Genomic DNA, 20,278 nt, shown 5'->3' on the forward strand with positions numbered 1-20,278 from the left:
TGCTATGTCCCGGCCGATTAGGGGGACCTTAGGGAGACTTGTCCAGTCGACGCAGCTTCGCGGAGGTCGCGCTGCGGTGGTCGGCGATGTCGACCATATGTTCCAGAGCAGCCACGATGGTGGGTGCGCACAGCGCATGCATGCCCGGTGGCACCAGGTCTGACGCGTTGCCGCGCCCGGCCGGGATCAGCGCGATGTTGAACCCCTGCCGGGCGGCTTCGGTGAGGCGCCGGTCCATGCCGTTGACCCGGCGCAGGTCGCCGGCCAGGCCCACCTCGCCGATGATCACCGCCGTGGTGGGCAGCGGCAGCTTCACATACGCCGACGCCAGCGCGATCGCTACCGCGAGATCCGACGAGGGGTCGGTCAGTCGCATGCCGCCCACGGTGGACAAGTAGATGTCGTTGATCGCGAGGTTGAGCTGGGCATGCTTTTCCAGCACGGCGGTGATCATCGCGGCCCTGGCGTGGTCGATGCCGCTGACGGCACGACGGGGCGAACCACCGTTCGGCGTCGCCAGCAATGCCTGGACTTCGCCGATGAGTGGTCGCTTGCCGTCCAGCGCCACCGTGATCGCGGTGCCGGCCACGGGCGCCGGCCGTTGATCCAGGAACAGGCTGGACGGGTCGGCGACATCTTCGATTCCGTTGTCGTGCAACAGGAAACATCCGACTTCGTCGGACGCGCCGAAACGGTTCTTGATCCCGCGGACCATTCGCAGCGTGCCGTTGCGGTCGCCTTCGAAATGCAGCACCACGTCGACGAGATGCTCGAGTGACCGCGGTCCCGCGATGGCCCCGTCCTTGGTGACGTGGCCAACCAGAATGAGCGCGACACCATTGGCCTTCGCGGCCGCGGTCAGCGCGGCCGTCACCGCACGCACCTGTGTGACGCCCCCGGCGACGCCGTCGGACTCGGTGGTCGAGATGGTCTGCACCGAGTCCACAATGACCAAGGCGGGCCGGACGGTGGCGATGTGTTCCAGCACCGTATGCAGATCGGATTCGGCGGCCAGGTAGAGCCCGTCAGCCACGCAGCCGATCCGGTCCGCACGCAACCGGATCTGGCCGGCCGACTCCTCGCCGGAGACATACAGCACCCGCCGGCCGGATTGCGCCTGGCGATGGGCGACCTTGAGCAGCAGCGTCGACTTACCCACTCCAGGATCGCCGGCCAGCAGCGTCACCGAGCCGGGAACCACGCCGCCGCCGAGCACCCGATCTAATTCGTCGACGCCGGTGGGACAGGGCTGCACCCGGTTTGCGTCAACCGAACTGATCGGAACGGCTTGGGAAGCGCCGGCGCGGGCCGCGGAACGACGGCTGCCGCCGCCGACCGCACTGAGCACGGCCAGCTCGTCGACGGTGCCCCAGGTCCCGCACTCCAGGCAGCGGCCCACCCACTTGGCGGTGACATGCCGGCATTCCGAGCAGCGGTACTGGGTACGCGGATTCCCCACGAAATGACCGTATCGGGCTGGTGTGACAACCCGCCGGATTTACTCGCGCTACACGCGGACCGATGCCTACGGCCGCGCGGGCGACAGCCCGGCCGTAACCGGCACCATCACGCTGCCCTGTCCGGCCTTCTCGAACTTGAAGGTGAAGTTGTAGATGAGGCCGTTGGTGATCGGCTTGTCCAAGTTGACGACGGCCTTCGCGGCGTTGCTGGACCCCAGCGGCCCCGGCGCCACCCGCTGGCCTTCTGGGGCACCTACGAACAGCATCCCGCTGGGCTGCAGCGGAGCATCGGTTATCTCCACCCTGCCGATATCGCTGGTGATTTCCACCAGCCTGTCGGCTACATCCGGCGACTGATTGACGGCGACCAGCACGAGGTCCACCGTTCGTGGCGGCTTGATGAAGTCAGTCGTCTGCGTGGCCTGGATGCGGATATTCCGCAGGTCCACGCTGTGCTTCAGCTCCGCGTTGGTGATCGTGAGCCTGTTGCCGCTGACGGCGGGCTCCTGGTTCGCGGTCTGCGCTATCTGGCCGGCTCCACAACCGCTGAGCGCGGGCGCGATCAAGGCAACCAGACCGATGACGGCGAATGCCGGGAGGCGGATCTTGAAGCGGTTCACTCGATGCCTCCTGCTTGGCCTCTGGTCACGGGACACACGGCACAGTCTGATGCCCAACTATGCACAGTAGTAGGTGAAGTGCTGCCGACGGTAGCCGCCTTCCCCGAGTCGGGAAGGCGCCGCCGACATTAGCCAGCGCCCCCCAAGACCAGCGCAGGAGCAACCCTGGAACGCCGTCGACGGCGCGCTGCATTGCACGTCTTGCCTCGCCTGTCAAGCCCTAATCTGCGGGCGTTGTGCCCCTGACCTGCACCGTTGTTCCGCGGGTGTTGGCGGTCCGTGTTAGCATGGAGTAACGAAAGGGGCTCGAATCTGATGATTTTCAAGGTCGGAGACACCGTTGTCTATCCACACCACGGTGCTGCGTTAGTCGAGGCGATCGAAACCCGAACCATCAAAGGGGAACAAAAAGAGTATCTCGTCTTGAAAGTGGCGCAGGGAGACCTGACAGTTCGAGTACCTGCGGACAACGCCGAGTACGTCGGCGTCCGCGATGTGGTCGGGCAGGAAGGCCTCGACAAGGTTTTCCAGGTGTTGCGCGCGCCGCACACCGAAGAGCCGACCAACTGGTCCCGCCGCTACAAGGCCAACCTGGAAAAGCTCGCCTCCGGCGACGTCAACAAGGTGGCCGAGGTCGTGCGCGATCTGTGGCGTCGCGACCAGGAACGCGGCTTGTCCGCGGGCGAGAAGCGCATGCTGGCCAAGGCTCGGCAGATCCTGGTCGGTGAGTTGGCGCTCGCCGAGAGCACCGACGACGCCAAAGCCGAAACCATCCTGGACGAGGTTCTGGCCGCCGCGTCCTGAACGCCACCCTAGTTGCAAGTCGTCGCGATCGTTCCGGCCGCCGGGTCGGGTGAGCGACTGGCTGCCGGCGTCCCCAAGGCGTTTTATCCACTCGATGGCCGCACCCTGGCCGAACGTGCCGTCGACGGCCTGCTGGATTCCGGGGCCGTCGACAGCGTCGTGGTAGCCGCACCCGCTGGCCGCACCGACGAGGCAAAGGTCATCCTCGGTGACAAGGCCACGGTGGTTACCGGTGGCACCACCCGGGCCGACTCGGTGGCCCGGGCACTGCAGGCGCTGCCCGCCAGCACCGAGTTCGTGCTGGTTCACGATGCTGCCCGGGCACTGACGCCACCAGCGCTGATCGTGCGCGTGGTGGATGCGCTGCGGGCCGGCAATAGTGCCGTGGTGCCCGCGCTGCCGGTCTCTGACACCATCAAGGCCGTGGATGCCAACGGGGCGGTCCTGGGTACGCCTGAGCGCGCCGGTCTGCGCGCGGTGCAAACCCCCCAGGGGTTCGCCACCGACTTGCTGGTGCGGGCCTACCGCGACTATCTGGGTGCCGGCGGCAACGAATTCACCGACGATGCGTCCCTCGTCGAGCACCTCGGCGCCCAGGTGCAGGTGGTCGAGGGCGACCCGCTGGCGTTCAAGATCACCACCCGGCTCGATCTGTTGCTGGCCCAAGCGATCGTGCGGCAGTGAACGAACTGCCACGCGTCGGTTTGGGCACGGATGTGCATCCGATCGAGGACGGGCGGCCTTGCTGGCTGGTGGGCCTGTTGTTCCCCGACGCCGACGGATGCGCCGGTCATTCCGATGGCGACGTGGCTGCGCACGCGCTGTGCGATGCGTTGCTCTCGGCCGCAGGCTTGGGCGACATCGGCGGCGTGTTCGGGGTCGATGATCCGCGCTGGCAGGGCGTCACCGGCGCCGAGATGCTGCGCCATGTCGTCGAACTGCTGTCGCAGCACGGCTACCAGGTCGGTAACGCCGCCGTGCAGGTGATCGGCAACCGGCCGAAGATCGGCCCGCGTCGTGCCGAGGCGCAGTCCGTGTTGTCGGGCCTCGTGAGCGCGCCGGTGTCGGTGTCGGCCACCACTACCGACGGGCTCGGCCTCACTGGGCGCGGCGAGGGTCTGGCCGCCATCGCCACCGCGCTGGTGGTGCGGGTCGCATAGGCGCATGCCGCGCAGCCCAAGCGGTAGCGGGTTGCGGCAATTGGCCAGGTAAGCTGGCACGTCGTGACCGATCGCTTGCGGCTACACGACACGGCGTCCGGGGCCGTGCGTGACTTCGTCCCGCTGTGCGACGGCCACGTCTCCATCTACCTGTGCGGCGCGACGCCGGACACGTTGCCCCACATCGGGCATGTCCGCAGTGCCGTGGCCTTCGACATCTTGCGCCGCTGGTTGACAGCGCGCGGCTACGACGTCGCGTTTATCCGCAACCTCACCGACATCGAAGACAAGATCCTGAACAAGGCTGCCGCGGCGGGCCGGCCCTGGTGGGAATGGGTGGCAACTCATGAGCGGTTGTTCGCCGCCGCCTACGACGCCCTCGGCGTGCTGCCGCCGTCGGCCGAGCCGCGCGCCACCGGCCACATCACCCAGATGATCGAATTAATGCAACGCCTGATCGAAACCGGGCACGCTTACACCGGTGACGGTGATGTCTACTTCGACGTGCTGAGCTACCCCGAGTACGGTCAGCTCTCCGGGCACCGGATCGACGACGTCCACCAGGGCGAGGGCGTGGCAACCGGCAAGCGTGACCAGCGCGACTTCACCCTGTGGAAAGGCGAAAAGCCCGGCGAACCGTCGTGGCCCTCGCCGTGGGGGCGCGGACGTCCGGGGTGGCACGTGGAATGCTCGGCAATGGCCCGCACCTACCTCGGGCCGGAATTCGACATCCACTGCGGTGGAATGGATTTGGTGTTCCCGCACCACGAGAACGAAATCGCGCAGAGCCGCGCCGCCGGCGACGGGTTCGCCCGCTACTGGCTGCACAACGGCTGGGTGACGATGGGCGGGGAGAAGATGAGCAAGTCGCTGGGCAACGTCGTCGCGATCCCCGCGATGTTGCAGCGGGTGCGGCCAGCCGAGCTGCGCTACTACCTGGGCAGTGCGCATTACCGCTCGATGCTCGAATACTCCGAAACCGCCCTGCATGACGCGGTCAACGCCTACGTCGGGGTGGAGGACTTTCTGCACCGGGTGCGCAACCGCGTCGGCGCCGTCGTGCCCGGTGAATGGACCCCGCGGTTCGCCGAGGCGCTCGACGACGACCTGTCGGTGCCGATCGCGCTGGCCGAGGTGCACCAGATGCGCGCGGAGGGCAACCGGGCGCTCGATGCCGGTGACCACGAAGGAGCCTTGAAGGCTGCCGGCGGAATTCGGGCGATGATGGGCATTCTGGGCTGCGACCCGCTCGACGAACGCTGGGAATCGCGCGACGAAACGTCGGCCGCGCTGGCCGCCGTCGACGTGCTGGTGCAGAACGAACTGGAAAACCGGCAGAAGGCGCGCGAGCAGCGCGACTGGGCGCTGGCCGACGAGATCCGGGATCGGCTCAACCAGGCTGGCATCGAGGTCACCGACACCGCCGACGGGCCGCAGTGGTCACTGCGATCTGACGATGCCAAATAAGCCAAGTTGATGGCGGGTAACTCGCGTCGCCGCGGGGCGGTTCGCAAATCCGGCACCAAGAAGGGCCCCACCGTCGGCTCAGGGGGGCAGCGTCGTCGCGGCCTGGAGGGGCGTGGTCCGACGCCGCCTGCACACCTACGGCCCAAGCATCCCGCCGCCAAGCGGGCCGCTGCGCAGGCACGACGGCCGGCTCGGAGCCGCGGCGACGAAACGGAGACGGTACTGGGCCGCAACCCGGTGCTGGAATGCCTGCGCGCAGGCGTTCCGGCGACCGCGCTGTACGTTGCGCTGGGCACCGAGGCTGACGAGCGACTCACCGAATCTGTATCCAGGGCTGCGGATTTGGGCATCGCGATCCTCGAGGTACCGCGCAGCGACCTGGACCGGATGACCGCTAACCACCTGCACCAGGGCATTGCGTTGCAGGTACCGCCGTACGACTACGCCCATCCCGACGATCTGTTGGCGGCTGCGCTGAACACACCGCCGGCGCTGTTGGTCGCGCTGGACAATATCTCCGACCCACGCAACCTCGGCGCGATCGTGCGTTCGGTTGCGGCGTTCGGCGGGCACGGCGTGCTGATTCCGCAGCGTCGTTCCGCCTCGGTGACCGCGGTGGCCTGGCGGACCAGCGCCGGGGCGGCGGCCCGCACTCCGGTGGCGCGAGCCACCAATCTCACCAGGGCGCTGAAGGATTGGGCTGACCGCGGGCTGCGGGTGGTCGGGTTGGATGCCGCCGGTGACACCGCGCTTGACGACCTAGACGGCCGCGACCCGCTGGTTTTGGTGGTCGGTTCGGAAGGCAAGGGCCTGTCCCGGTTGGTGCGGCAGAACTGCGACGAAGTGGTGTCGATCCCGATGGCCGGTGATACCGAGTCGCTGAACGCCTCGGTGGCGGCTGGGGTGGTGCTTGCTGAAATCGCCCGCCAGCGGAGACGCTGATTGCGCGAGCAGACGCAAAAGCCCCCGCACGCACGGCGTGTCGGGAGCTTTTGCGTCTGCTCGCGGGTGTTGGGTGCGTTGTTGACGGGTGCCGCGCTGCTCCTGTCGCCACCCCGAGCCGCCGCGGAGCCGACCGACTTCGATCTACAGGCGCACGCCGGTGGTCGTGGCGAGACAACCGGGGAAACCCTGCGAGCGTTCGCGAAATCGATCGAAATCGACGTCAGCACACTCGAATTGGACATCAACGTCAGCAAAGATGGACAACCTGTGGTGTGGCACGACCCAGCCATCGAGGCCCGGCAGTGCTCCGACACCGGGCCGGCGTTTCCGGGCGATCCGTCGTATCCCTACGTCGGAAAGCTGGTGCGGAAGCTCACCCTGATGCAGCTCCGCACGCTGGACTGCGGCAAGCCGGACAGTGAATTTCCTCAGGCTGAAGTGTTGTGGGGCAACAAGATAGCGACGTTACCCGAGGTGTTCGAGCTTACCGACTCCTACCGCTCCGGCGTACGCTACAACATCGAGACCAAGGTGGCTGCAGATCGTCCGGAAGTGTCGGCGGACCCCCAGGAGTTCGTCAATGCGGTACTGGCGGCGGTCAGGTCGGCGGGCAAGGTCGAGCGGGTGGAAATACAGAGCTTCGACTGGCGGACGCTGCCGCTGGTACGCCGTGCCGAGCCGTCGATTCCGTTGGTGGCCTTGTGGAACGAGCAGACCTGGACTCCGGATTCGCCATGGCTGGCCGGTGTCAACCCCGCCGTGGTCGGCGACCCGATAGTAGGAGCAATGATGGTGGGCGCGAGCATTTTGTCGCCCAGCTACACACTGGTCGACAAAGTGTTCGTTGATCGCGCGCATTCGTTAGGGCTCAAGGTCATTCCGTGGACCGTCAATAACGCCTCTGCCATGCGCGAGCAGATCGGCAACGGCGTCGACGGCCTTATCACCGACTATCCGGCGGTGCTGCGGGGTGTGATGAGCGAGCTCGCTATGCCGCTGCCGCCCGGCACATCTAGACGACCGGCTTACCCGGCGAGCAGACGCAAAAGCCCCCGACACGCCGTGCGTGATGGGGCTTTTGCGTCTGCTCGCCGTTACACGCCGAGCACGCGCGCACTGGCCCACAGCGCCAATACCGCCACCACCAAAGCCGTAGGCACGGTGCACAGCCCCAGCAAGGTGTATTCGCCGACGCCGGGCTCGACCTGGTGCTGACGCAGCACGCGTCGCCACAGCAGGTTGGACAGCGAGCCGACGTAGGTCAGATTGGGGCCGATATTGACCCCGATCAGGACCGCCAGGACGGCCGCCGGCCCGCTCGCCGCGACCAGCGGCATCAAAGCCAGCGTCGCAGGCAAGTTGTTGACGACGTTGGCCAAAACAGCGGCCAGCGCAGCGATTCCGAGTAGCGCCGGCAGCCCCGAGCCCGACGGCAGCACCGCGGACAGGTGCGTCGCCATGCCGTTGACCATGACCGCCTGCACCACCACGCCCAACGACAGGACGAACACCAGAAACGACACGTTCACCGAGTTCACGATCTCCACGACGGAGGTACGTCGGTGGTAGAGGCTGCGCACGGCCAGCACCGAGGCACCGGCCAACGCGGCCCAGGCCGGCGCCAGTCCGACCGATTCGGCAATCCCGAACGCGACAAGCGTCAGCGCAACAACCACCAAAACGAACACCGGCGGCCGCGGCGGCGCCGCCAGTTGCTCAGGGTCCGGCGCCACCCGCAGATCCCGCGCGAAAAACCACCGGAAGACCACGTAGATCGTGGCCACCGCGGACAGCCACGGCAGTGCCATCACCAGCGTGAACCTGGTGAACGAGAGGTCGGCGACATGGAAAGCCAGCAGGTTGGTCAGATTCGACACCGGCAGCAGCAGCGAGGCTCCGTTAGCCAGATGGGCGGTGGCATAGGCGTAGGGCCGCACCGGAGTTCGCAGCCGCCGGACCGTGGCCAGCACTACGGGTGTCAGCAACACCACGGTGGCGTCCAGGCTGAGCGCGGCGGTGATGCTTGCGGCAATGAGGAACACCTCGCGTAGCAGGCCCCGCGACCCGACCCGCTGCGCCATCGCCGCGCCCGCGGCCTCGAACAGGCCCTCGTCGTCGCACAATTTGGCCAGCACCAGCACGGCACCCAGGAAGGCGACTACCCGCGCCAGGCCGCTCACCTGCTCTGCTGCCTGGCGTGCCGAGATCGCTCCCGTCGCAATGAGAATGAGCGCGGCCGGAACCGCTGCCAACGCCTCCGGCCAACCTCGGGGACGGGCTACCGCGAACCCAAGCACGACAGCAAGCAGCAGCAGCGCGATAAGCAGAGTCAAGGTGCTAAATCCAGGGGTCCTCGCGGCGCCACACCGTGGGCATATGCAGCGCGACACCGTCGGATGCGGCCAGCTCGTCGAGGATACGGATGGATTCGTCCAGGTCATCGGCCGCATATGGGAAGGCCCGCAAGGGTTCTGACAGCGGGCGGAAGAAGTCGTCCCAGTGGACGAGGACCACACGGCGTGCGCCCACCGCGCGTACCACCTCGGTCCAGTAGTCGACGAAATACGACTGCGACTGCAGGCCCAGCTGCCCGACGCCGAGATATACAACCTCTGCACGCTGGCCGTCCAACGCGCCCTTGACGAAGCCGGCGCTACCTTGGATCAACAGCCGCCGGTCCGACGGCCGGTGGTGGATCAGCGTCGACCATGCTTCACCGCAGCGATACGCCGACGCTCGCACCGGCGGCACCACCGGCTCGCTGATCACCCCGGGAAACCGGTCAGGCGGACAGTGGTGCGACTCCACCAACGTGACGTCGAAGGCGCCCAGGCGAATTGATGCACCGGATACCGCAACGACAAGACGGTCCGCGGGTAGCCCGTATCCACGCCCGACGTTGGCCGCCGATTCGCCCCCGACCAGCTGCGCCCCGGTACGGTCGGCCACCAGCGCAGAATCCAGCGCGTGGTCGATGTGCGTGTGTACCGGAATCACGGCCGCAAGCCGCGAAACCTCAGCCCGGGCAAGGCATTCGTCGACGCGCTCCGGTGACGGTGATACCTTGGCTGCGGCCACCTGGGCCAGACCGGGACGGGAGAAGTAACCGTCGGTCATCAGTGCCGACGACCCGTCGTCGAGCAGCAATGTCGTCACACCCATCCACGTGACCGACAGCGGCGCATCGGATTCGGCGGCGGGCACGTCGAAACGATCCGAATACCGCGCGAGATCGGGACGGCCCAGCTTCAGCCGCATCAGCAGAACGCCTTGATCTCGGCGCCGGCAGCCTTCAACCGATCGCGCACCGCAGCCGCGATCTGCACGGCACCGGGCGAATCACCGTGCACACAAACCGATTCCACGGTGACGCCGAGCTGAGTTCCGTCGACCGCGGTGACCTGGCCAGTGGCCACCATGTCCAGCACCCGCTGCGCGATCACCTCCGGATCACCCAGCACCGCGCCCGGTTCCCGACGGGAAACCAGCTGACCGTCCGGCCGATAGGCGCGATCTGCGAATGCCTCAGCCACCGTTCGTAATCCGATCCGGTGGGCCTCGTCGAAAAACGCCGAACCGGTCATGCCCAGCACCGGCAGCGTTGCGTCGACCATGTGTACGGCCGCGGCGACGGCGGCGGCCTGCTCGCGGTCACGGACGATCGTGTTATACAGCGCCCCATGGGGTTTGACGTAGGACACCGCCGATCTGCAAGCCTGCGCGAGCGCCTGCAACGCGCCGATCTGGTACACGACGTCGGCGAGCAGGTCTTCGGCGGCGACGTCGATGAACCGTCTGCCAAACCCGGCTAGGTCGCGATAGCTGACTTGCGCGCCGATCCGCACGCCGCGCTCGGTAGCCGACCGGCACACCCGCAGCAGGCCGGCCGGATCTCCCGCGTGGAATCCGCACGCCACGTTGGCGCTGGTGACGATCCCGAGCATGGCGTCGTCGTCACCGAGGCGCCAGACACCGAAACCCTCGCCCAAGTCGGCATTGAGGTCGATGCGCGCCATTGAACTAGCTTATGAGCTTGGGCGCCGCGGTGGCTTGTCGACTAGCGACGCGATCTGTCTGCCGGGGCAAGCCCGCTGTTTGCGCTACTGCTTGGCCATCTTGGCCGCGATCTGCATGGCGATGTCTTTCGCCGCCGAACCGGGTTGGGTGTAAGCGCACGTCGCGACGTCGATGGCGACGTTGTTGCGCACGCTCAGTGCCCGCTGACACGTCCAGCCATCGCCGCCTTCCTGGACTTCCGTGGTGCTGAGAGTGCCGTCTCGGTCGGTGACCTCGGCCACCGTCCACACGGTGTCGGACTGACCGGGGTGATGATCGGCGAACTGTCGGTTCGAGCAGGCGGGCCAGTTTTGCGCCGAGGATTTGTAAAACGCCGCGGCGTCGCGTCCGGACGGGAACGAGATCACCGCCTCAATGGCGTAGTGGTCCCGTCTCTTGGAGCCGTCGACGCTGTCGTCGAGCCGCTGGCCGCGGATAGCGGACCATCCCGTGTTGGCATAGACCTTGTCCTGCGCGGGCCCGTCGACAGCCAGGCAATTCCGATCGGCCACGCCGGCGCTCCAGTCCCACATCTTGCTGGCGTCGAACCAGATCTTCATCGTTGTCGCACCCAGCGCACTGTTGATCTGGTCCACGCCAAGCAGCAGTCCGGCCAGCGCGGAAACCGGTAGCGGCGCGCCCGCATAGGGACCGGACTTATCCGCGGGTACGGCCTTCCCGCTGACGTTGCTGCTGCAGCCGACGGTCAGCGTCCATGCGCCCAACAGCAAAAGGCCCGCTATTCGCTGACGCACTATTGCTCCCCTACTGCGCGTGGGCCGGATCAGCGCTGGTGTTCAACCGTCTCGGCCGCCCGCGTTGGACAAGCTTAAGCGCTGGCGTACCCCCCACGCTCGAGCTTTCGTCCGATCGACCAGCAGAACAGGTAGATCAAAAAGGAGATGGTCGCCACGAACACCGACACCGGAACGCCCGGCGCCAGGGACAGCACGATGCCGCCGACGGCGGAGACCTCGGCGAATACCACCGACGCCACGATCGCCCCGACCGGCGAGGTGACCACGCGGGCCGCTGCGGCTGCCGGTGTGATCAGCAACGACATCACCAGCAGCGCCCCGACGATCTGCACGGCCTGGGCCGCCACCACCCCGACCAGCGCGGCAAACACAATGCCCAGCCCGTGTACCGGCACGCCGCGCGCGGCCGCCACCTCCGGATCGACGGTGGCGAACAGCAGCGGCCGGTAGCAGATCGCCAGCACCGCGATGACAAGCAAGCAAACGGCCGCCAGCATGGCCAGCCCGGAATAGCCCACCCCGACGATCTGTCCGGTCAGCAACGCGAAACTGGTCGCGGTCCGACCCGGGTAGAGATAGATGAACAGCACCGCCAAACCCAGCCCGAAGGCCAGCACCACCCCGGTCACCGAATCGCGCTCCCGGGCTCGCTGACCGAGCACGCCGAACAGCGCCGCAGCCAGTGCGCTACCGATCAGTGCGCCCACGCCCACCTCGAATCCGACCAGCAACGCGAACGCGGCGCCGGTCAGCGATAGTTCGCTGGAGCCATGCACGGCGAACGACATCTGACGCATCACGATGAACGGGCCGATCAGACCGGACACCAGCCCCAGCAGCGCCGCCGCCACCAGCGCCTGCTGCACGAAGTCGTGTCGGAGCAAGTGGGCGGTGATGTCGAAGGAGAACAGATGGTGCAGCATGTCGGCGAGCCGGTAGTTCATCAGGTGTGCCCGTCCGGCGTGCCGATCACCACGTAGTGGTTCTTGACCTTCGCCACCTGGATGTCGGCCTGGTAGAGCCTGGACAGCGTCTCCGTCGTCATCACCTGCTCGACGGTGCCGATCGTGAAGCGGCCGTCGACCAGATAGAGCACCCGGTCCAGGTACGGCAGGATCGGGTTGACCTCATGCGTGACGACGATGACCGTCGTGTCGGCTTCCCGGCGTCGCCGGTCGATCAGCGCCGCGACCAACTTGGCATTGGCCGGGTCCAGCGTCAGCAATGGTTCGTCGCACAGCAGCAGCATCGGGTCGCTGACCAGCGCCTGAGCGATGCGTACCCGCTGCAGCTCCCCGCCGGACATTACACCGACCCGGACATCGGCCAGCCGCTCGCCGTTCACCTGCCGCAGCGCCTGCCGCACTGCGTCGCGCCGGCGGTCCCGATCGGTGCCTCGTAGCGAAACCCAGCCCCAGCGGCGCCCGTCGATGCCCAGCGCGACCAGGTCGCGCCCGCGCAGCATCACGTCCCGGTCCATCGGCCGGTGTTGCGGCACGTACCCGATGTGTCCGCTGCCCGAGGTGGTGCGTCTGCCGTCTACCAGCGCGACACCGGCGCTCAGCGGAAGCTGCCCGAGCAGCACCTTGAGTAGTGACGTCTTGCCCGTGCCGTTGGGGCCCAGCACCGCGATGAACTCTCCGCGCGACACCGACAGGTCGAGGTGGTCCCACAGCACGCGGTCGCCGAACGCTAGACGGGCACCTTGGAGCGAAACGCTCTGTGCACGGAGGTCGGCAACTCCCCCGACGGCCTGGTGGCTCACGCGCTTATCGGCTTGACCGCAGCGCGGCGAGCAGCTGGTTGACCGTATTGCGTTGCCACGTCAGGTAATCGGTGCCCGCAGGTAAGGTTTCGGTCACTTCGGTCACCGGCACACCTGCCCGCCGGGCAGCATCCTTGAGGCCGTTGATCGCGGCGGTGGACGTCTGGGGGTTCACCAGCAGCGCCGAGACCTGCCGGTGGTTGATCAGGTCAAGAACGGCCGCCATGTCGGCCGGAGATGGATCGGTTTCGTTCTCGTTGGCCGAGGTAAAGGCGGGCGGCGTGCGATTCACCAGGCCGGACGCGGCGATCAGATAGTGCCCGACCGGCTCGGTCGCGATGACTCCGGCGGCGGGGTAGTTGCTGGCGATGGCGTGTTCGGAGATGGCGATCGCGTCTGCGCCGCGGCAGAACTCGGCGGCATTGGCCCGGTAGTCGGCGGTGTTGCCCGGGTCGATGACCGACAGCCGGTCGGCGATCACGGCGGCGACCGACTTGGCGACATTCAGGTCGTAGAAGACGTGTTCATCGGGCGGTCCGGTGGTCGTGGCGTCGAGGAGTTTGAAGGCATCCACCGATTTGATGCCCGGATGGTCGGCCAGTACCTGGCCGACCCACGGGTCGTACCCGCCGCCGTTGTAGACCACCAGGGCGGCGTCGGCGATCGCGGCGGCGTCCGACGGGCTGGCCTGGTACGAGTGCGGATCGGTGTCGGCGCCGGACAGGATGGATTTGACGGCGAGATGGCTTTTGGCGACGGCGCGCGCCACGCTGCCCCACACGTCGGTGGACGCCACTACGGCGACCGCGTGCGGGTGGGCCCCGCCGCTGACGCCGCAGCCGGTCAACACCGTCGAGCCGATCAAGAAGGCGGTGATGGCCCGCAGGCAACGTGCCGAATTGAGGCGCGGCGGGTCGCCACCATGTATTCGTGGCGATCGCAAGCGCGGTGTAGCCGGGCGCGGCGGGTCGCCACCATGTATTCGTGGCGATCGCAAGCGCGGTGTAGCCGGGCGCGGCGGGTCGCCACCATGTATTAGCGCCATTCCCGTCCCACCAGAGCCGTTCGAACACACGATTAATTCTCGCCGGCCCCACGCCGACCACTAATATTAATGAAAATCGTTTCCAGTAGTAAAGCGGGGTTCGGCGTCGCTTACCTGCGCACGCAGATCCGCTGTAGCCTGACCGAACGTGAGTCCCACACCGCGTCGGCGTGCGACTTTGGCGTCTTTGGCGGCCGAGCTCAAGGTGTCGCGGACCACCGTTTCGAACGCCTTCAACCGACCGGATCAACTCTCGCCCGAACTCCGCGAGCGGGTGCTCGCCACCGCGAAGCGGTTAGGTTACGCCGGACCGGATCCGGTGGCGCGATCGTTGCGTACCCGCAAAGCCGGCGCGGTGGGTCTGGTGATGACCGAAGCATTGACCTACTCGTTCAGCGACCCCGCGGCCCGGGATTTCGTTGCGGGAGTGGCGCAATCGTGCGAAGAGCTGGGTCAGGGGCTGCTGTTGGTAGCGGTCGGACCCAGCCGCAGCCTTGCCGACGGGACCGCCGCCGTGCTTTCCGCCGGGGTGGACGGCTTCGTGGTGTATTCGGTGTGCGACGACGACCCCTACCTACAGGTGGTGTTGCAGCGGGGGCTGCCGGTTGTGGTGGTCGACCAGCCGATGGGACTGCAGGGAGTGTCGCGGGTGGGCATCGACGACCGGGCGGCGATGCGCGAGATCACCGACTACGTACTCGGATTGGGGCATCGCGAGATCGGCCTGTTGACCATGCGGCTGAGCCGGGACCGACGTGAAGGTCTGGTGGACGCCGAACGGCTGCAGTCGCCGACATTCGACGTGCAGCGCGAGCGCATCATCGGAGTCTGGGAGGCGATGACCGCCCACGGCATCGACCCGGCTTCGCTCACCGTGGTGGAAAGCTACGAGCATCTGCTTACCTCGGGCGGCGCCGCCGCAAAGGTGGCGCTGGACGCTAATCCGCGCATTACCGCGCTGATGTGCACTGCGGACATATTGGCCCTGTCCGCCATGGATTACCTACGGGCCCATGGCATTTACGTACCGGGCCAGATGACCGTCACGGGTTTCGACGGCGTGCCGGAGGCGATCAGCCGCGGGCTGACGACGGTGGCGCAGCCGAGCCTGCAGAAGGGGCGGCGGGCCGGTGAATTGGTGCAGAAGCCGCCGCGGTCCGGCCTGCCGGTAGTAGAGCTGTTGGACGCCGAGCTGATCCGGGGCCGCACCGCCGGTCCGCCCGCTTGACTTTCAGCCTTCGCCGTCGCCGATCAACAGCCGCACGGCCAGGTCGAGCCGCTTGCTGACGTCGGTCGCCGACGCGCGGCGGGTCAGCCAGGCCAGCAGGTTATTCGTCCACACGTCTGAGATCACCCGTGCCACTTGGTATTGATGCTCAGTCGGTTCGCCGTCGGCCATCGCGCGGGCGAACATGCTGTCGATGAGCTTCTCCACATGGTCGACCTCGCTCGCCGCGGAGGCGTCGGCGAACACGTACGCGCGCGTCATCGCCTCGGTGAGCAGCGGATTGCGCTGCATGGCGCGGTTGAGCTTGTCCACCATGAATTTCAACCGGTGAAACGGAGTTCCGCCGGCAACCGCCGAACGATCGGTCTTCGCATCGATGCGGCTGAACTCTCGGCCCAGCGCCGACACCAGCAGATGCACCTTCGACGGGAAGTACCGGTACAGCGTCCCGACCGCTACATCAGCCCGGTCCGCCACGGCGCGCATCTGAACCGCCTCATAGCCGCCTTTGGACGCGATGGCCATAGTGGCGTCCAGGATGCGCTTGCGGCGTTCCCGCTGCGCCTCCGAACCGAGTTCGGACTCAGCCAATACCGCCACGTTCACCACCTCGCGGGGCTGCGCATTGTCCGCTTGGGAGGCCGCGCGGCCCGGGTTTGTGTTCGCTGGCGACATCTGAGGGATAGCTCCTTTTTCCGGCGGTTCGTTCGCAAACGATACGCATTTCGTGTGTGAATTTCCCACCTCCCGGCCGCCGACACAACCACGTGTCCTGCTGTAATGGCGTTCGACTTGACGGTCGACTACTGGCACTATTAGAACACGTTCTAGTCCGCCGACGACGAGTCGGATAATTGCAACGGGGCGGAGTCGCCCTTAGTCACCTCGAATCCAGAATGCGGAGGCTCACACGTGGTAGCGACCGTCGCCGACGAACAGGCCGCCGCGCGTGAGTTGGTGCGCGATTGGTCGCGGAACTCGGGCTCGAGCGAGGCCATCCGCGACGTCGAACAGGGCAACCCCGATGCCTGGCGACCGGTATACGCGGGCCTGGCCGATCTGGGATTGTTCGGGGTTGCGGTGCCAGAGGACCGCGGCGGAGCGGGCGGCAGCATCGAAGACCTCTGCGCGATGGTCGAGGAGGCGGCCAAGGCGCTGGTGCCGGGGCCGGTCGCGAGCACGGCGCTGGCCACGCTGGTTGTGTCCGATCCAGAGATACTGGCCGCGCTGGCGTCCGGTGAACGCTTCGCCGGCCTCGCGCTCGAAGGTGACGTGCGGTTCGACAACGAGACTTCGCGGGCGTCGGGCACCCTCCCGTGGGTGTTGGGGGCGGCGCCCGGTGGCATCCTGCTGCTCCCGGCCGACGGGAAATGGCTGCTGATCGACACCACCAGCGACGGGGTATCCGTCGAGGCATTGCCGGCTGCCGACTTTTCCCGGCCGTTGGCCCGGGTGGTGCTGACCTCGGCCGAGGCTTCCGTGGTGGGGGACCGGCCGGTAGCCGACCTGGCCGCGACGGTGCTGGCCGCCGAGGCTGCTGGGGTGACCCGCTGGGCACTGGACACGGCGGTCGCCTACGCCAAGGTGCGTGAGCAGTTCGGCAAGCCGATCGGCAGCTTCCAGGCCGTCAAGCATCTGTGCGCGGAAATGCTGTGCCGGGCCGAGCAGGCCGAGGTGGCCGCCGCCGACGCCGCCCGGGCTGCCGGTGATTGCGCGGATTCCGGGGACAACCAGTTCGCCATCGCCGCGGCGCTGGCCGCGAGCGTCTGTATCGCCACCGCCAAGGCCAACGTCAAAGACTGCATCCAGGTGCTCGGTGGTATCGGCTGCACGTGGGAACACGACGCACACCTGTACCTGCGCCGGGCGCACAGCATCGGCCGGTTCCTCGGCGGCGCCGAGCGCTGGCTGCGTCGTGTCACCGCGCTCACCCAGGACGGCGTGCGCCGTCGCCTGGGCATCGACCTGTCCGGGGTCGAAAACCTGCGGCCGGCGATCGCTGCGGCCGTCGCCGAGGTTGCCGCGCTGCCCGAGGAAAAGCGGCAGGCGGCCCTGGCCGAGTCCGGGCTGCAGGCGCCGCACTGGCCGGCGCCCTACGGGCGCGACGCTTCGCCGGCCGAGCAACTGCTGATCGATCAGGAGCTGGCCGCGGCCGGCGTCGTGCGTCCCGACCTGGTGATCGGCTGGTGGGCGGCGCCGACCATCCTCGAACACGGCACGCCCGAGCAAATAGAGCGTTTCGTGCCGGCCACGCTGCGCGGCGAATTCCTTTGGTGCCAGCTGTTTTCCGAGCCGGGAGCCGGTTCGGACCTGGCCTCGCTGCGTACCAAGGCGGTTCGGCACGAGGGCGGCTGGCTGCTCACCGGGCAGAAGGTGTGGACGTCGGCGGCGCACAAGGCGCGGTGGGGCGTCTGCCTGGCCCGCACTGACCCGGAGGCCCCGAAACACAAGGGCATCACCTACTTCCTGCTGGACATGAAATCGCCCGGAATCGAGATCCGGCCGCTGCGCGAGATCACCGGCGACTCGCTGTTCAACGAGGTCTTCCTGGACAACGTGTTCGTTCCCGACGAGATGGTGGTCGGCACTGTGAACGACGGCTGGCGGCTGGCCCGGACCACGCTCGCCAACGAGCGCATCGCGATGGCCACCGGCACAGCCCTGGGCAACCCGATGGAAGTGCTGCTCAAGGTGCTGGCCGAGATGGACCTCGACGTGGCCAACCAGGACCGGCTGGCGCGGCTGATCGTCACCGCCGCCACCGGTGCACTATTGGACCAGCGCATCGCCCAGTTGGCCCTCGGCGGCCAAGATCCGGGCGCGCAGTCCAGCGTGCGCAAACTCATCGGCGTGCGCTATCGACAGGCGCTGGCCGAATTCATGATGGACGTGTCCGAGGGTGGCGGCCTCGTCGAAAACCGCGCGGTGCACGACTTCCTCAACACGCGGTGCCTGACGATCGCCGGTGGCACCGAGCAGATCCTGCTCACGGTCGCCGCCGAAAGGTTGCTCGGGCTGCCGCGCTAGTGTCCTGAGCCCGTGCGTCGAACGTGGGGCTTACGTACGAATTTCCATCGCTTCTCGTCCATAGCGCCCACGTTCGGCGAGCAGCAGCGACCCCGCACACAAATCGACGACTCCGGCCTCGGCGAGCTTACGAGAAATTAGCCTGCGCGCAGGTGCTGGGCGAGGTGACGTTGACGCCGGAGTACACCACCTGGATGTGGGTGCAGACGAAGACGTTGATGTCGGTCTTGGGCTGACCGGTCGACCAGTCGGTCGAGTCGATGCGGCCGGTCGTCTGGTACTTGTCCGGCGGACCCTCGCCGAAGTAAACGGTGGTGATCTCGTCGCTGCCTGCCGACTTGTGCACCCGCTCGTATTGGCCGTTTGCGTGTGCGTCCAGGTAGGCCAGCCGATTGGACGATCGGACCTCGGTGGTCTGACGCGCCCACAGGCCCGACGGGAAGCCGGTGACGCCGTCGGGGGTTTGCATGTCGGCTCCGACGGTGAAGTCGCAGTGGCCGTCCGCTTTGATGCAGTTGACGAAGGCATGCGTCTCGAGCTGATTCGGCCCGTCCAGCGGAAACAACGTGGTGGCGGTATTGCTCGCCGCCTGCGCGAATCCGGCGGGCCCAAATGGGAACATCAGTCCGACGACCGCGAAGCCCATCACCAGCCGTTTCATCTGCTGCCCTCTCCGTAGCGTTGACCTCAAGCAGAACTTAACGCGCGACTACTCGTCGTAGGTCACTTCGACCGAATCGGACTCCGGATGCGACTGACAGGCCAAAATCAGGCCGTCGTCGAGGTCCTGCTGTTCCAGCACGTCGTTGACCTCCATGGTCACATCGCCGCTGCGCAGCGTGCAGGCGCAGGCACCGCAGTGACCCTCCCGGCAGGAGAACGGCGCGTCGAGACCCTCGGCCAGCAGCACGTCGAGCAGCTTCGCGTGGCGCGGCCACGACACGGTATGGGTTTCACCGTCCAGTTGCACCACCGCGGTGGCCGGCGTTGTGTCACCACCGTCGGGAGCGTCCTCGATCTTCACCGCGGCGAACGGATCCGAATCCAGCGACTTGAACACCTCGATATGCACTTGCTGGGGCAGCACGTCCAGCGCTTCCAAGGCCTCCCGGGACGCCTGCATGAACGGGCCGGGCCCGCAGATGTATGCCGGCCGGCCGGTGTAGGGAGCGGCCAGCTTCGCCAGCGCGGTCGCGCTCGGCAGCCCCTGCAGCGACTCCAGCCAGTGCACCACGGTGAACCGGTCGGGATACTTGGCGGCCAGCTCACGCAGCGCATCGCGGAAGATGACCGAGCGGTCGTCGCGGTTGGCGTAGAGCAGCGTCACCTGACCACTGCCCTCGGACAGCGCGGATTTACAGATCGCCATGATGGGCGTGATCCCGCTGCCGGCCGCCAGCAGCAGAAAGTCGTCGTCGAGGGTTTTGGGCACGAAATTGCCCGACGGCGCCAATACGTGGATCCGCATGCCTTTGTGGGCGTTGTCGCACAGCCAGTTGGACGCGTATCCGTCGACGGTTCGTTTGACCGTGACGGTCAGTGCGTCGTCGGTGTAGGGCGAGCTGCACAACGAATAGCAGCGGGCCACCGAGCCGGTGCGGTCGCTGGGTACCCGCAGTGTCAGGAACTGGCCGGGGGCGTAGCGCAGCCGCTCCGCCGGAATCCCCGGTTCGTCCGGTCCTTCCGGCACCCCGAAAACCAGCGACCGCGCCTCATCGGTTTCGGCGACGACCTCGGCGATCTGCAGTTCCAGGACGTGGTCGCCGAGTGGCTCGTCGGGAATTGTGTCGGTCAACCCCGTCCTCTCTTCCATTCAGCAGGTGGCGACGACCCGCTGCGACCGGCTGCTCCGCTCTTGCGATCGCCACAGCTCCCACTAGTGTCGACCCGCTGCGACCGGCTGCTCCGCTCTTGCGATCGCCACGTACAACTAGAACATGTTA

At 67.0% G+C, this 20,278-nt stretch carries 19 protein-coding genes and 1 pseudogene; 8 read left to right on the plus strand and 12 right to left on the minus strand.

The window, feature by feature from the left end:
- Window positions 1-28: 28 nt before the first annotated feature.
- Together radA and AC5Y21_RS05740 are read right to left on the minus strand one after the other, a co-directional pair.
- Window positions 29-1,459: a DNA repair protein RadA gene (gene radA / locus AC5Y21_RS05735; RefSeq protein WP_499910310.1), complete on the minus strand. Its 1,431-nt coding sequence runs from the start codon at window positions 1,457-1,459 to the stop codon at window positions 29-31.
- 66 nt (window positions 1,460-1,525) lie between these two features.
- Window positions 1,526-2,080 carry a copper chaperone PCu(A)C domain-containing protein gene (locus tag AC5Y21_RS05740; RefSeq protein WP_499910313.1) on the minus strand — a complete coding sequence of 185 codons (555 nt, stop codon included), beginning with the start codon at window positions 2,078-2,080 and terminating at the stop codon, window positions 1,526-1,528.
- Between the two features lie 315 nt (window positions 2,081-2,395).
- On the opposite strand from AC5Y21_RS05740, the gene carD reads away from it, so the two are divergent.
- The 6 genes and pseudogenes from carD to AC5Y21_RS05770 form a co-directional block, all read left to right on the plus strand.
- Window positions 2,396-2,884, plus strand: a complete 489-nt coding sequence (carD, locus tag AC5Y21_RS05745; protein ID WP_007166539.1) for an RNA polymerase-binding transcription factor CarD — start codon at window positions 2,396-2,398, stop codon at window positions 2,882-2,884.
- A 12-nt stretch (window positions 2,885-2,896) separates the two neighbouring features.
- On the plus strand, window positions 2,897-3,568 hold the full coding sequence (ispD, locus tag AC5Y21_RS05750; RefSeq protein ID WP_499910315.1) for a 2-C-methyl-D-erythritol 4-phosphate cytidylyltransferase: 672 nt from the start codon (window positions 2,897-2,899) through the stop codon (window positions 3,566-3,568).
- The gene (gene ispF / locus AC5Y21_RS05755) at window positions 3,565-4,044 is read left to right on the plus strand and encodes a 2-C-methyl-D-erythritol 2,4-cyclodiphosphate synthase (protein ID WP_499910316.1); all 480 of its coding nucleotides are present in this window, start codon (window positions 3,565-3,567) and stop codon (window positions 4,042-4,044) included. Before ispD ends, ispF begins: the two co-directional genes overlap by 4 nt.
- A 63-nt stretch (window positions 4,045-4,107) precedes the next feature.
- Window positions 4,108-5,511 carry a cysteine--tRNA ligase gene (gene cysS / locus AC5Y21_RS05760; protein WP_499910318.1) on the plus strand — a complete coding sequence of 468 codons (1,404 nt, stop codon included), beginning with the start codon at window positions 4,108-4,110 and terminating at the stop codon, window positions 5,509-5,511.
- 9 nt (window positions 5,512-5,520) lie between these two features.
- On the plus strand, window positions 5,521-6,453 hold the full coding sequence (gene rlmB, locus AC5Y21_RS05765; protein WP_499910319.1) for a 23S rRNA (guanosine(2251)-2'-O)-methyltransferase RlmB: 933 nt from the start codon (window positions 5,521-5,523) through the stop codon (window positions 6,451-6,453).
- 78 nt (window positions 6,454-6,531) lie between these two features.
- Window positions 6,532-7,473 (plus strand): annotated as a pseudogene (locus AC5Y21_RS05770) (glycerophosphodiester phosphodiesterase); the annotation flags it as partial.
- A gap of 77 nt (window positions 7,474-7,550) precedes the next feature.
- Here the strand turns inward: AC5Y21_RS05770 and AC5Y21_RS05775 are convergent.
- The 7 genes from AC5Y21_RS05775 to AC5Y21_RS05805 form a co-directional block, all read right to left on the minus strand.
- Window positions 7,551-8,789 (minus strand): SLC13 family permease, encoded by a 1,239-nt coding sequence (locus AC5Y21_RS05775; RefSeq protein WP_499910321.1) that lies wholly within the window; start codon window positions 8,787-8,789, stop codon window positions 7,551-7,553.
- Window positions 8,790-8,793: 4 nt separating this feature from the next.
- Window positions 8,794-9,714: an MBL fold metallo-hydrolase gene (locus AC5Y21_RS05780; RefSeq protein WP_499910323.1), complete on the minus strand. Its 921-nt coding sequence runs from the start codon at window positions 9,712-9,714 to the stop codon at window positions 8,794-8,796.
- Window positions 9,714-10,472 carry a LamB/YcsF family protein gene (locus AC5Y21_RS05785; RefSeq protein WP_499910325.1) on the minus strand — a complete coding sequence of 253 codons (759 nt, stop codon included), beginning with the start codon at window positions 10,470-10,472 and terminating at the stop codon, window positions 9,714-9,716. The genes AC5Y21_RS05780 and AC5Y21_RS05785 overlap by 1 nt, the downstream gene beginning before the upstream one ends.
- A gap of 84 nt (window positions 10,473-10,556) precedes the next feature.
- On the minus strand, window positions 10,557-11,270 hold the full coding sequence (locus tag AC5Y21_RS05790) for a sensor domain-containing protein (RefSeq protein ID WP_499910611.1): 714 nt from the start codon (window positions 11,268-11,270) through the stop codon (window positions 10,557-10,559).
- A 71-nt stretch (window positions 11,271-11,341) separates the two neighbouring features.
- Entirely contained in the window at window positions 11,342-12,214 is an 873-nt protein-coding gene (locus AC5Y21_RS05795) for a metal ABC transporter permease (RefSeq protein ID WP_499910326.1), read from the minus strand.
- Window positions 12,214-13,035 carry a metal ABC transporter ATP-binding protein gene (locus AC5Y21_RS05800; RefSeq protein ID WP_499910328.1) on the minus strand — a complete coding sequence of 274 codons (822 nt, stop codon included), beginning with the start codon at window positions 13,033-13,035 and terminating at the stop codon, window positions 12,214-12,216. Before AC5Y21_RS05800 ends, AC5Y21_RS05795 begins: the two co-directional genes overlap by 1 nt.
- Before the next feature lie 4 nt (window positions 13,036-13,039).
- The gene (locus AC5Y21_RS05805; RefSeq protein WP_499910613.1) at window positions 13,040-13,921 is read right to left on the minus strand and encodes a metal ABC transporter solute-binding protein, Zn/Mn family; all 882 of its coding nucleotides are present in this window, start codon (window positions 13,919-13,921) and stop codon (window positions 13,040-13,042) included.
- A gap of 307 nt (window positions 13,922-14,228) precedes the next feature.
- Here AC5Y21_RS05805 and AC5Y21_RS05810 point away from each other — a divergent pair, with 307 nt between their 5' ends.
- Complete coding sequence (locus tag AC5Y21_RS05810) at window positions 14,229-15,308, plus strand: Rv3575c family transcriptional regulator (protein ID WP_499910329.1); 1,080 nt, start codon at window positions 14,229-14,231, stop codon at window positions 15,306-15,308.
- Between the two features lie 3 nt (window positions 15,309-15,311).
- Here AC5Y21_RS05810 and kstR read toward each other — a convergent pair whose 3' ends face one another.
- Window positions 15,312-15,908, minus strand: a complete 597-nt coding sequence (kstR, locus tag AC5Y21_RS05815) for a cholesterol catabolism transcriptional regulator KstR (protein WP_499910615.1) — start codon at window positions 15,906-15,908, stop codon at window positions 15,312-15,314.
- A gap of 312 nt (window positions 15,909-16,220) precedes the next feature.
- On the opposite strand from kstR, the gene AC5Y21_RS05820 reads away from it, so the two are divergent.
- Window positions 16,221-18,335: an acyl-CoA dehydrogenase family protein gene (locus tag AC5Y21_RS05820; RefSeq protein ID WP_499910331.1), complete on the plus strand. Its 2,115-nt coding sequence runs from the start codon at window positions 16,221-16,223 to the stop codon at window positions 18,333-18,335.
- A 127-nt stretch (window positions 18,336-18,462) separates the two neighbouring features.
- Here the strand turns inward: AC5Y21_RS05820 and AC5Y21_RS05825 are convergent, their stop codons facing one another.
- Complete coding sequence (locus AC5Y21_RS05825) at window positions 18,463-18,996, minus strand: hypothetical protein (RefSeq protein ID WP_499910333.1); 534 nt, start codon at window positions 18,994-18,996, stop codon at window positions 18,463-18,465.
- Between the two features lie 48 nt (window positions 18,997-19,044).
- A complete protein-coding gene (locus AC5Y21_RS05830; protein WP_499910335.1) occupies window positions 19,045-20,130 on the minus strand; it encodes a 2Fe-2S iron-sulfur cluster-binding protein in 1,086 nt (361 codons plus the stop codon).
- Window positions 20,131-20,278 lie beyond the last annotated feature (148 nt).

It is taken from the genome of Mycobacterium sp. NGS41, from assembly GCF_059812725.1.